Raw genomic sequence first — 12,214 nt, forward strand, 5'->3', positions numbered from 1 at the left:
ACTTATATATTTAAGAAGGTTTTAAAAGGTTCGGTCATTATTTGGCAGGATACGCTGCTTTAATTTGTGAGATCCAGTCAGGCTCTAGCGTATTTTGCTGCAAGTCAATTTGTAGGTCGTGCATTTTTTCCTGCAGTTCATTAATTTGGCTAATAAGTTCTGCATCTTGGCTGGGGTTGCCATCCAGTTTATGCATGTGCAGCAAGCCCAGGTGATAAAAGCGCATAAGTTTGATGGCTGTAGGATCGTTAGCACTTACACCGATTTTCACATGATGCATGATATTAGTCACGCTCATAAGGCTGCGCTTAAGTCGCCAGCCATACATAGAGGCGGCCATCCAAGGCTGCTTCTTGAAGTAGCCGTTGATCAGAGTGGCAGTAAACAGCACGCCTAGAATGACGCCAGTGATGTTCCATTTGAAGTTGCTGCTCTGAGTATCGCCCAAAAACAACACCAAAAGGCTGGAAAACAGCATAGCAGAAGCGGCAAAAACAATAATAATGATTATAGAAGCCTTGCGTGTTTGTTTCTGATAATCCGCAGAGCCTATCTCTGCAATTGTGAAAGGCAGGGCTTGATTTTTCTTACCCTTGGTTTTACGAGTGCTGGATACCATGGAAAACCTTTTCAATAGCTTAGTAACTGCCAGCATCATACCAGTAACTGAGATAAATTTGACAATTATGGAAAAGGCACTATACTTTGCGCCGCGGGATGGAGCAGTTTGGTAGCTCGTTGGGCTCATAACCCAAAGGTCGTCGGTTCAAATCCGGCTCCCGCAACCAGATTCATCAATAAAGCCTCAAGCATTTAAGTGCTTGGGGCTTTTTTGTATCTGGAATTCCTGTAACCCTTATCTCATGCGCCTTGCAGCACTCTTGTCTTAGCTGTGCAGGGCTTCAACAATGCGCTGGATGGAGTCCACCAGAGTGCCATCCCAAGCAAAAATCAACAGACGAAGCTTATCCACCCTTTCCTCCTCAATATATTCAATTCATCCGCGCCGGCTAGTTACATTCGCGCAAGAGTTGCGCTCCTACAAGAGCTGTGCCAAGCAATCGGCTGCGTGCTAACCGCTTTGCTTTACTGTGGGGTGGGACTGTTGGACTGTTGGACTGTTGGACTGTGGGAGCGCATCTTATGCGCGATGAGAACCCTGCCGAGCTAAGCTGCTCCTGTAGATACTCTATGTTCTGGCTCAGCCTCTAATGCAGTGGTCGTCACTATTGGGTAAACTGCCTTCTTTATCTACATTTGAATGTTGAAGCAGGATGCCCATGCAAATTTTAGACAATGTGAACCAGCTCTTTGGCACGGATCTAAAGGCTACGCTAAAGCCCAAAGCCAAACTAAAAATTGCCGCATCCTGTTTTTCCATTTATGCCTACGCTGCCCTGAAGAAAGAGCTCAACAGCATCGGCTCGCTTGAGTTCATCTTTACCTCACCCACTTTTGTGCCAGAGCAAGCCACCGATAAGCTCAAAAAAGAGCAGCGCGAGTTTTATATTCCGCGTATTAGCCGTGAAAGCAGTTTGTATGGCTCAGAGTTTGAGATTCATTTGCGCAATCAACTCACCCAGCGTGCGATTGCTAAAGAGTGCGCCGACTGGATTCGAAGCAAGGTCACATTCAAATCCAATAAGACCCAAGCGCCTATGCAGCAATTTGCTCATGTGCAGACAGCAGAAGACAGCACCGCCTATATGCCGCTGCAAGGCTTTACTGCAGTCGATTTGGGCTATCAAAAGGGTAATGCGGTTTCTAACTTCATTAACCGCTTTGGTGATAAGAACTTTACTCAGCAATACCTGAACTTATTTGAAAGCATCTGGCAGGACCAGCAACAGCTTGAGGATGTCACAGCCTTAGTCACCCAGCATATTGAGTCGGCCTATCAGGAAAACTCACCTGAGCGTATTTACTTCATCCTGCTCTACAATATTTTTAAAGATTTTTTGCAAAATATCGATGAAGACGTACTGCCCAATGAGCAGACCGGCTATCAAGACACTCTGGTCTGGAACAAACTGTTCAACTTCCAAAAAGATGCGGCTACCGGAATCATCAACAAGCTGGAAACCTATAACGGCTGCATCTTGGCCGATAGTGTTGGCCTAGGTAAAACCTTTACTGCACTGGCGGTGGTTAAGTATTACGAGCTGCGTAATAAATCGGTTTTGGTGCTGGTGCCCAAAAAACTGGCGGATAACTGGCTGACCTATAACCGTAACCTCACCACCAATATCTTTGCCAAAGACCGTTTCAACTATGACGTGCTGTGCCATACGGATTTAAACCGTACCAGCGGTGAGTCCTTTGGTACACCACTCAACCAAGTGAACTGGGGCAATTACGACTTGGTGGTGATTGATGAGTCGCACAATTTTAGAAACAACGATGCCCTTAAAGACCGTGAGACGCGCTACCAAACCTTAATGAACAAGGTGATTCGCGCCGGTGTTAAAACCAAGGTGCTGATGCTCTCAGCAACGCTGGTGAATAACCGCTTCAATGATTTACGCAACCAACTCGCGCTGGCTTATGAAGGCGAGTCCAGCGAGCTTAAAAATAAGCTAGGCATTGGCAGCCGTATTGAGCAGGTGTTTAAAGAAGCCCAGGCCGCGTTTAACGCTTGGTCAAAGATGCCTGCAGAAGAGCGCACCACCACGCGCATTCTCAACATGCTCAGCTTTGATTTTTTTAAGCTGCTCGATAGCGTCACCATTGCCCGTTCACGTCGCCATATTCAGCAGTTTTATGACACCAGCGAGATTGGTGCTTTCCCACAGCGTTTAGCGCCGAAGTCTTACCACGTGCCCATTACCCATATGCCTGGCGCTATGGAACTTAACGAGATTTACGAGCAGTTGTCTGCACTGAACTTAGCCGTCTATGCACCGATGAGCTTTATATTGCCCAGCCGTCTTAAAAAATACGAAGAGCTGTACGACACCGAGGTGGATGGTGGCCGTGGTCGTTTGCGCCAAGTGGACCGTGAAAAAAACTTACGTGCTTTGATGACCACTAATTTGCTCAAGCGTTTAGAAAGCTCGGTGCATTCATTTCGTCTGACCTTGCAAACCTTACACAGCACGATCATGCAAACCCTCGCGTTAATTGAGCGCTTCACTGAGCATGATTTAGCGGCTGAAGATGCTGGGCTTTACAGCACCGCATCATTCAATGACGAAGAGCTTGAAGCGGATAACCCATTTGCCGTGGGCAAAAAGATCCGCATTGATTTGCAAGATTTAGACTTGCCCAGCTGGACGTTTGAATTACGTGCAGACTTAGCCGGGTTAAGCGCTTTAATACAGTCCATTGCACCGATCACCCCAGAACATGACGCTAAGCTGCAACATTTACAGCAGTTGATCGAAGAGAAAACGAATAATCCACTCAACCCAGGTAATCGCAAAATATTAATCTTCTCTGCTTTTGCTGATACCACCGACTATCTGTACCAGCACCTGATTAACCAGCCTGCTTTACAAGCGTTAAACCTGAACTTTGCTCAGGTCACAGGTAGCGCTAATCCAAAAAGCACGCTGAAAAGCCGCCGCCGCAGTTATGACTTCCAAGAAGTACTGACCTTGTTCTCACCGCTATCTAAAGAGAAAGACAAGATCCTGCCTCATGAGCCCGGCGAGATTGATGTATTGATTGCCACCGACTGTATTTCTGAAGGGCAAAACCTGCAAGATTGCGATTATTTGGTGAACTACGATATTCATTGGAATCCTGTACGCATTGTGCAGCGTTTTGGTCGTATTGATCGCATCGGCTCGAAAAACCAAGTCATTCAACTGGTGAACTACTGGCCCGATATCAGTCTTGATGAATACATCAATCTAAAAGAGCGTGTAGAAAACCGCATGGCCATCGTCGATGTCACCGCCACCGGTGATGATAATCTGCTGGATGTGAACGCTGAAGATGCCGCCTACCGTAAAAAACAGCTGCAACGTTTACAAACTGAAGTGATTGATCTGGAAGACACCGGCGCTGGCATCAGCATTACTGATTTGGGTTTAAACGAGTTCCGCATGGATATTTTGAACCACGTGCAAAAGCATGGCAGCCTTGAGCAAGCGCCTAAAGGCCTGCATGCGGTGATTCCAGCTGGTGATGGTTTAGAGGCTGGGGTGATATTTGGTTTGCGTAATTTAAACCCAAGTAAACACCAAGATGAACAGAACCGTTTACACCCGTATTACTTGGTCTATATCAGCGAACAAGGCGAGGTTTTGGCCAGCCATCTACAAGCCAAAAAACTGCTGGATGTGTTACGTGCCGCCTGTAAAGGCCGCAGTGAACCTTTGTTAGAAGTCTGCCAGTCTTTTAATCAGCGCACCCAAGACGGCCGCGATATGCAGGCTATTTCAGATCTGCTCAATCAAGCCATTCACTCGATGATTGAAAGCAAAGCAGAAAGCGACTTGGACAGTCTGTTTAGTGGCCGCCACACCACCGCGCTGGTGAATAGCATTCAAGGGTTAGATGACTTTGAGTTGCTGGGCTTCGTTGTTGTGCAAAACGCAGTGCAAGACGTGGAGCGGGCTGATTAATGCTATTTGCTTACCCAGACTCAACGCGCGTCGGTCGCATTCTGCCTAAGAATGCAATTTACAAAAACGTCACGCCCACCGCTAAGCAGCGCGAGTTGTTAACGCTACAGATTGAAAAGATCACCTGGGCGCATAAACTTGCGCCAGATACGTTGAATATCAATGCCAGCACTGAACTGCCGGAGATTCAGGTATTGGCAATACGGCTCAAGCCACAGATTGCCCAGATCAGCGACAGCCTACTGGAGTATTTAGACAAAGCCATTCCCAGCGCCTTGATTTTTGAAGTGCAGGGCAGTAGCGGCATACAAACTATTGCTTGCTTAAAACAGATCAACCAAAATGGCAGCGTTAAATGTAGCCCTTATTTATACGGTGCACAGCAGCGTGTTGACGCTGAGCGCCAAGCACTGCCCATCAGCCGTGACTTTACTCATTTGCAACAGCAGTTGCTGGCTCGTTTGTTGCCTTATTCGTTGCAGGCCGGTGAAAGCCTGAGCGCCGCCATTGAGCGCGTGCAGCGCATTTCTAAACTGGAAAAAACCATTCAGCAGTTGGAAGCGCAACTGCTGAACAAGAGCATGCAATTTAACCGCCGTGTCGAACTCAACCAGCAGTTGAAAAGTGCCAAGCAAGAACACGCTTCTTTACTGTAATAAAGCTGTCTTAAACCAGTTAAAACGATTGTTCAATTATCTTGCATGATTCAAAAATAGCGATTATTGCTGCGAAAAGTTACAATCTTAATTCGAACACACACAGCAATGAAACTATGCTAAAGCACGGAGATGGGCGATGGCTAACGCTAAATTACTTAGACAGCTGATCAAGACAGGCGCAGAAGGCAATCAGGAAGCTTTTAAGCGTGTTTCTGAGCAAATCATTCAGGATGAGCGCGCTAAGAACCATCATTTGCTCGCAAACGATCTAGAAAAGGTCCTGTATGGCCGACGTAATTCTAGCACGCCAAGCTTATCTGCATTAAGTGACCGCTTACCCAAAGACAAAGAGCGAGATTTGCCTCTTTTGCAAATCAAAGAATCTGTGCGGCGGCTAGAAGATGTTGTTTTGTCTGATGAAAACACATCACTGCTAAATGAAATACTGCAAGAACATCATCGTGCAGAAACCTTAAAAAGCCATGGTTTATACCCAGTTGATAGATTGTTGTTTTGTGGTCCACCTGGCTGCGGGAAAACGCTAACTGCTGAGGTGTTAGCCAGTGAGCTTGGCTTGCCCTTAGCTATTGTTCGCATCGACAGCGTGGTGTCTTCGCTTTTAGGGGAAACAGCAGCCAACCTTAGACAAGTATTCGATTTTATTTCCTCCGTCCCGATGGTTGTTTTATTTGATGAGTTTGATGCATTAGCCAAAGAACGTGCTGATAACGCTGAGCATGGTGAGTTGAAGCGAGTCGTTAACGCTTTCCTACAAATGCTCGATGCCTATGAGGGCAAAAGTCTATTAGTTGCTGCCACCAATCATGAGCGTATTCTTGACCCCGCTATTTGGCGTCGTTTTGATGAAGTGTTGGTTTTTGAAAATCCAAATTTAGAACAGCTTCGCCGTTTATTGTCTATCAAACTGCGTGGTTTACGTCGTGAATTTGACATTGATGACTCTCGGATTATTGGCTTATTTAAAGGCATGAGCCACGCCGATGTTGAACGAGTACTGCGCCGTGCAGCTAAAGATATGGTATTAGCTGGAAAAGAATTTCTTAGCGAGCGTCACTTACAATCAGCTATTAAACGTGAAGATGCTCGTCGAGCGCGCACTCAAAGGAACTAATTAGTCATGGATGAAACATTTCCGCATTTAAGCTTGCAGCGAGAAGTACCAGTTAAAGAAAAACGATCAGCGCGTTCGCCGATAACTCAAGCTCCAACAGATATCCCTAGCCATGGCCGAGGCTTACTCAAAAAGCTTGCAAGCGCTACACAAGAGGTGGCTGATGATATAGGTGGCTTTGATAATCGCAAGCTGTTTCGCTTTACAGTGCAGAAAGGATTTAATCCAGATAACCTACGAAAAATCGCAGCAGGCATTGAGTTTGTTAGCCAAGAAGATGAAACCGTTGTCATAGGTTTTGCTACTAACGCCGCATTGGCAAGTTTTGAAGCGCGTTTATCGTCAATGGCCAGTGGTCAATCTATCACTAATAAAGAAGTGATTTATGCGCTGCAAGGCATTAATAGTTGGAGTATAGAAAACCGTACTGGCTGGGCACTAAAAAACCAAGGTTTGCCCACAACAGACTGTTTTTTATTGGATGTTGAACTATGGCCTTTAGAGGATAATCAGCAAGAACGTGTTCAAGAGTGGGCTGCCTTTGAAAGCTGGCTTACAGCGCAAGAGATAAATATAAAAGATCAAATCAAAAAGCCAGAGCTGACGCTGTATCGAGTTGAGTGTAATCGTCAGCAAGCAGAACAGTTGCTACGCTATAGAGATATTCGCTCAGTTGACTTACCGCCGAGCTTTGGCTTAGAAAGATCAGTCATATATCAAGACGTGCAACAAATTCCCGAAACACCTGACCCTACAGAGTTAGCACCCAGCGTAGTGGTATTAGATAGTGGTCTTGCTAGCAGCCACCCATTATTAAAAGCTGCTGTTAGGGAGGCAAAAAGTTTTCTGCCGGGAGAAGGACCGCATGATGAGCATGGTCATGGTACGCATGTGGCGGGGTTAGCTCTATATGGGGATTTAGAAAAACATCTGCGCGCAGGCAGATTTATTCCATCATTACGCTTATTTAGCGGCCGAATTCTTGATAAGAATAATGAAAATACTACTGGCTTTGTAGAGAACCACATCGAAGAAGCTGTGCGTTATTTTGTAAGTAAACACCAGTGCAAGGTATTTAATTTGTCTTTTGGCGATGCAAATAAGCCTTATCTGGGTGGGCATTTAAAAGGCCTTTCCGTGACCTTGGATATGCTGTCACGAGAACTTGGGGTTTTGTTTGTTGTCGCTGCGGGTAATCATCGTATTACTAAAGGCTCGCCTAATGGGATAGAGTGGCGAGATAATTATCCCCATTATTTAGTTGATGATGCATGGCGTATTATTGAGCCAGCGCCAGCACTTAACGTATTAACGGTGGGTAGCTTGGCTCGAACCAATCAAACCTATAATAGTCAGCGTTATCCATTGGATCCTGCTGAAATACCTGTTGCACAACCTGAACAATTCTCACCCTTTACCCGAAGTGGCTTATCAATTGATGGTGCTATCAAACCAGAACTTGTTGCCTATGGTGGTAACTGGGCGCTCAACGCGCGAGCGAGCTACGCACTTTTAGATAAAAATGCTGGCTTAGGCGTTGTTTCAGCCGGTCATCAATTTGTGCGAGGCTCTCCGTTCGTTGTAGACAACGGAACCAGCATGGCCGCACCGCAAGTTGCCCACTTAGCAGCTTCAGTTTTGATAACGCAACCCAATGCAAGTACAAACCTCATCAGAGCCTTGCTTTGCAATAATGCTACTCAAACAAAGGCAAGCACACATTTAATTGAGCAAGCCACAACCTCACAAGTGGCAGAGAAGAAGAGCCTTAATGCTGAAGTTAGAGCTATCAATGCGGCTAAGAAAGCAGGTCAATCATACTCGCAAGCACGGCTTGATGAATTGAATAAGAAGATTCAACAGCTGAATAAAGTAATAAACCAATACCGATACATAGGTGGCTATGGGCAGGTAAATGAGGTTGCACTTCATCGCTCCTTAGAAAATGCAGCTACTTTGATAGCTAACGGTAGCATCGAGAATAAGCGCCATCATTTTTACGAAATACCTATACCGGATGACTTTATTAGTAACGGAAAACGCGTAAGAGAAATCGCAGTGGCGTTAGCTTATACGCCACCCATACGCTCTACTCGCATCAAGTACCGTGCTACTCGTATTGATTTTAAATTAGTTTATGCAAGCGATCTTGAAGAAGTTACAACAACCTTTAATAAAGCAACTAGCGATGACGATTACCAAAATATATCTGAAGTACCAAATCCGCTGGTAGGCCAAACAGTACGCAATAAAGGCACTGTTCAGGCTGATGCTTGGATGTTTAAACAGCTCAGTAAGACGTCAAAGTTACGCAATAAAAAACTTTTTTTGGTGGTCACCCGCAATGATTTCCCATGGGGTGAAAACTTGTGTGATACCGAAGAAGAGTACGCTTTAGTTGTAAGTTTGCGTGACACAGAAAACTCAGAAGCACGTCTTTACTCACAGCTCCAAGCACAGCTTAAATCAAGGTTGCCTATGCGAGTGAAGCTCTAACAGCGCTTGTCCTATGCTTAATTAAATACGACTGGCGTTGAATTAAACTGAGTATGGATCAAATTTTAAATGGGGCTTGGCCTCATTCTTTATTTTTATAGGAACACCCAATGGAAAAGCTCAAAATGCACAGTAAGGATTTAAGTCAGGATAACCTCGCGAAGATTCAGGCGGCTTTTCCGAACTGCGTCACTGAACGTCAAAACGCCCAAGGGCAGATTGAGCTGGCAATCGATTTTGATCTGCTGCGCCAAGAGTTGTCGGCGAATATCGTTGAAGGGCCACAAGAGCGCTATCGTTTAGATTGGCCGGGCAAGCGTGAAGCCATGCTCACCGCCAACGCACCCATTGCCAAAACCCTGCGTCCTGCCCGTGAGGAAAGTGTCAATTTTGACGACACTGAAAACCTGTTTATTGAAGGCGATAACCTTGATGCGTTAAAGCTGCTGCAAGAAACCTACCTTGGCAAAGTTAAAATGATCTACATCGACCCGCCGTATAACACCGGCAATGACTTTGTTTACGAGGATGACTTTGCGGAAAGTACTGAAGAATTTTTGCAGCGTTCCAACCAGAAGGATGAGCAGGGTAATCGCTTAGTTTCAAATTCTGAGTCGAATGGGCGTTTTCATTCTGATTGGCTAAGTATGATGCTGCCACGGTTAAAGCTTGCACGAAATTTATTGCGTGATGATGGTGTGATATTTATTAGTATTGATGATGGTGAACAAGCGGCATTAAAAAAACTATGCGATGAAATATTTGGTGAGAAGAACTTTGTTTCTAATATAGTTTGGCAAAAAAAGTACTCTGTTTCTAATGATGATCCTGGGATTGCTGCAATGCATGATCATATTTTGTGTTACAGAAAAAGTGGTAACTTTGAGCGCAGCTTGTTTCCACGTTCAGAGAAACAGCTAGAAAGATATAAAAATCCAGATGGTGATCCCAGAGGTTTGTGGACATCAGGTGAGTACGTAAGTAGCAAAACAAGATTAGAAAGACCCACTTTATGGTATTCAATTAAACATCCCAAAACAGGAGAGGATGTATGGCCTGAAGAAAATGCTGTGTGGCGTTACTCTCAAGAAAAACACTTGGAGTTAGAAAAGGATAATAGATTATATTGGGGAGCAAATTTTAGTTATACCAAGCCAAGATTAAAAAGATTTTTGGCTGAAATTCAAGATGGTGTAGTTCCTTCTACGTGGTGGAGCTATGCAGATGCAGGTCATAATGATGCTGGACAAAAAGAAACTGCTGGTCTTCTTGGGAAAAAAGTTTTTAGCACCCCAAAGCCTATTCAATTATTGCAGCGTATTTTGCACGTATCAAATTGCATAGACTCGATTTGTATGGATTTTTTTGCAGGCTCTGCAGCTAGTGCTCATGCCGTGATGCAACTTAACGCCGAAGATGGCGGCAACCGTAAATTCATTATGGTGCAGCTCCCTGAAGCTGTAGATGAAAAGCATGAAGCCTATAAAGCTGGCTATAAAACCATTGCAGAAATCTCCAAAGAGCGCATCCGCCGCGCTGGCGCGCAAATCCTTGAAGGCGACTGCCATGAGGACTGGAACAAAGACATCGGTTTCCGCGTACTCAAAGTCGATACCTCCAATATGCAGGACGTGTACTACCAGCCGCAGCAGCTCAAGCAAAACGAACTGTTTGCCAGCGTCGACAACATCAAGCCCGACCGGAGCAGCGAAGACTTGCTGTTCCAAGTGCTCTTGGACTGGGGCGTGGATTTAACCCTACCGATTCGCCGCGAAAGCATCCAAGGCAAAGAGGTGTTTATCGTCGACGACAACGCATTAGTCGCTTGCTTTGAACAAGGCATCAGCGAAGCACTCATCCACGAACTGGCCGCGCTAAAGCCCTTACGAGCCGTATTCCGCGACAACGGCTTTGCCAGCGACGCCGTCAAAGTCAACGTCACGCAAATCTTCAAACAACGCTCACCGATTACGGAAGTGAAGGCTATTTAAACTAGAGCACTTTGTGGAGCTTCTGTGCGCATCAAATGCATTTGTGGAGTCTGTTTTGTGTTTCATGCTCCACAAAAACGTTTGTGGAGCGTCTGTGCGTGACAAAACTGCTTGTGGAGTCTATTTTGCATTACAGACTCCACAAATAAAAATATTCAGCCTGTTGGCTGGTTTAAACAAAGTGAGTGATTGTTATGAGTGCTCAATCTTATCAACCTGATACCTTGCCGCTATCCAATTTGGATTATCGATTACTACTGCCTTTAGTGGGGCAAGCCAATGCTGAGCTGGCAAGGTATGACGGACTGTTGCAAGGGATTCCCAACCCAGCGGTGATGCTTTCACCCTTAACCACTCAGGAAGCGGTGCTGTCGTCACGTATTGAAGGGACACAAGCCACAGTAGATGAGGTTTTAGAGCACGAGGCTGGTTTGCTTAAGGATGGTGAAAAATCACTAGATATTCAGGAAATTAGCAATTACCGCAAGGCCTTGTTTGAAGCACGTCATTATTTGGCTGATTATCCCATTCGCTTAAGTTTCATTTTGGCGCTGCACAAAATCTTGCTGGATAGCGTACGTGGTGAGAATAAAACGCCAGGTGAGTTTCGCCGTGATCAGAACTGGATTGGCGCTTATGGCTGCACTATAGAGCAAGCCACTTTTGTGCCACCGTGTCCATTACAGTTACAGGACCATTTGCAACACTGGGAAAGCTATTTAAACAGCGATGATATTGATTTTTTAATTCAAACCGCAGTGATGCATGCTCAATTCGAATTGTTGCATCCCTTTAAAGATGGTAATGGTCGCATCGGTCGGATTCTGATTCCCTTGTTTTTGTACCAGAAAAAAGTACTTTCGCAGCCGATGTTTTATCTGTCCGAATACTTAGAAAGCCATAGGGACGAATACTATGCGCGCTTAAAGGCCATATCAGTAAAGGGTGATTGGAATGGTTGGATTGCATTTTTTTTACGTGCCGTGAGCTTACAAGCGCAAGACAACAGCCAGCGCGTGATGGCGATCAAGAGCTTATACGATGAGATGAAGCAGCGCATTCACGAGTTAACCCGCTCGCAGTTTTCCGTGCATTTGCTGGATGCCATATTTAGCAAGCCCATTTTTCGTACCACAGACATTATTGAGCAGTTGCATCTTGATTTTGGTATCCATAAGAAAACAGTACCTGGATTGCTGCGCAGTTTGCGTGAGGGTGAGGTGTTAAAAGAGCTCAAGCCAGCCAGTGGCAACAGACCGGCTGTTTTATGTTTCCCAGAGTTATTAAACATCGCAGAGGGGCGCAAAATTCTATAATCCCTTTGTGGAGCTTCTGTGTGTATCAAATGTATTTGTGGAGTCTGTT

Annotated in this window: 7 protein-coding genes and 1 tRNA gene; 7 read left to right on the forward strand and 1 reads right to left on the reverse strand. The window is 45.3% G+C overall.

Annotation, left to right across the window (positions count from 1 at the left end):
• Positions 1-37 precede the first annotated feature (37 nt).
• Positions 38-619: a DUF3087 family protein gene (locus QEZ41_RS06280; RefSeq protein WP_289410544.1), complete on the reverse strand. Its 582-nt coding sequence runs from the start codon at positions 617-619 to the stop codon at positions 38-40.
• 92 nt (positions 620-711) lie between these two features.
• Between QEZ41_RS06280 and QEZ41_RS06285 the strand changes: the two genes are divergently transcribed.
• The 7 genes from QEZ41_RS06285 (at position 712) to QEZ41_RS06315 (ending at position 12,165) form a co-directional block, all read left to right on the forward strand.
• Positions 712-788 (forward strand) — tRNA-Met (locus QEZ41_RS06285).
• Between the two features lie 492 nt (positions 789-1,280).
• A complete protein-coding gene (locus QEZ41_RS06290) occupies positions 1,281-4,571 on the forward strand; it encodes a helicase-related protein (protein WP_289410545.1) in 3,291 nt (1,096 codons plus the stop codon).
• A complete protein-coding gene (locus QEZ41_RS06295; protein ID WP_289410546.1) occupies positions 4,571-5,227 on the forward strand; it encodes a DUF4391 domain-containing protein in 657 nt (218 codons plus the stop codon). Before QEZ41_RS06290 ends, QEZ41_RS06295 begins: the two co-directional genes overlap by 1 nt.
• Positions 5,228-5,366: 139 nt before the next feature.
• On the forward strand, positions 5,367-6,362 hold the full coding sequence (locus tag QEZ41_RS06300; protein ID WP_289410547.1) for an AAA family ATPase: 996 nt from the start codon (positions 5,367-5,369) through the stop codon (positions 6,360-6,362).
• Positions 6,363-6,368: 6 nt separating this feature from the next.
• Positions 6,369-8,858 (forward strand): S8 family peptidase, encoded by a 2,490-nt coding sequence (locus QEZ41_RS06305; RefSeq protein WP_289410548.1) that lies wholly within the window; start codon positions 6,369-6,371, stop codon positions 8,856-8,858.
• Between the two features lie 110 nt (positions 8,859-8,968).
• Positions 8,969-10,849 carry a site-specific DNA-methyltransferase gene (locus QEZ41_RS06310; RefSeq protein ID WP_289410549.1) on the forward strand — a complete coding sequence of 627 codons (1,881 nt, stop codon included), beginning with the start codon at positions 8,969-8,971 and terminating at the stop codon, positions 10,847-10,849.
• A gap of 194 nt (positions 10,850-11,043) precedes the next feature.
• On the forward strand, positions 11,044-12,165 hold the full coding sequence (locus QEZ41_RS06315; protein ID WP_289410550.1) for a Fic family protein: 1,122 nt from the start codon (positions 11,044-11,046) through the stop codon (positions 12,163-12,165).
• Positions 12,166-12,214 lie beyond the last annotated feature (49 nt).

This window comes from Thiopseudomonas acetoxidans (assembly GCF_030362935.1).
Taxonomy (GTDB): domain Bacteria; phylum Pseudomonadota; class Gammaproteobacteria; order Pseudomonadales; family Pseudomonadaceae; genus Thiopseudomonas; species Thiopseudomonas acetoxidans.

What these genes read in the sequence shown, in the direction of transcription:
- QEZ41_RS06280 (WP_289410544.1), bottom strand. Translation starts at nt 619, where the DNA reads ATGGTATCCAGCACTCGTAAAACCAAGGGTAAGAAAAATCAAGCCCTG.
- QEZ41_RS06290 (WP_289410545.1), top strand. Translation starts at nt 1,281, where the DNA reads ATGCAAATTTTAGACAATGTGAACCAGCTCTTTGGCACGGATCTAAAG.
- QEZ41_RS06295 (WP_289410546.1), top strand. Translation starts at nt 4,571, where the DNA reads ATGCTATTTGCTTACCCAGACTCAACGCGCGTCGGTCGCATTCTGCCT.
- QEZ41_RS06300 (WP_289410547.1), top strand. Translation starts at nt 5,367, where the DNA reads ATGGCTAACGCTAAATTACTTAGACAGCTGATCAAGACAGGCGCAGAA.
- QEZ41_RS06305 (WP_289410548.1), top strand. Translation starts at nt 6,369, where the DNA reads ATGGATGAAACATTTCCGCATTTAAGCTTGCAGCGAGAAGTACCAGTT.
- QEZ41_RS06310 (WP_289410549.1), top strand. Translation starts at nt 8,969, where the DNA reads ATGGAAAAGCTCAAAATGCACAGTAAGGATTTAAGTCAGGATAACCTC.
- QEZ41_RS06315 (WP_289410550.1), top strand. Translation starts at nt 11,044, where the DNA reads ATGAGTGCTCAATCTTATCAACCTGATACCTTGCCGCTATCCAATTTG.